The organism is Streptomyces sp. URMC 126 (assembly GCF_051386555.1).
Classification (GTDB): Bacteria; Actinomycetota; Actinomycetes; order Streptomycetales; family Streptomycetaceae; genus Streptomyces.
This window is the reverse complement of the sequence record NZ_JBPQTX010000949.1, coordinates 1-264: the sequence shown is the minus strand read 5'-3', so window position 1 is coordinate 264 and position 264 is coordinate 1. Positions and strand designations below refer to the sequence as shown.

Annotated in this window: 1 protein-coding gene; it reads right to left on the bottom strand. The window is 70.8% G+C overall.

Annotated features, from left to right (window positions below):
* Positions 1-264: MFS transporter (locus ACSNOK_RS34625; RefSeq protein WP_436784678.1), on the bottom strand; the 264-nt coding region annotated here is incomplete at both ends.

The following is a 264-nucleotide window of genomic DNA, read 5'->3' as shown; positions in this document are numbered from 1 at the left end:
GAGGAAGAGCGCGCCGCCCACCTGGAACGAGGTGTGCAGCAGACCGGAGACCATGCCCTGCTCGCTGTCGGCGACCCCGTTGGTGGCCTGGATGTTGAGCGAGGGGAAGGTGAGCGCGCAGGCCGCGCCGATCAGCAGCATCGACGGCAGGATGACGGCCGCGTACCGCGGGTCGAGGTCGACGCGGAGGAAGAGCGCGTAGCCGAGCACCAGCAGGGCGAGGCCGACGACGATCACGCGCGGGGTGCCGAAGCGGTCGACCAC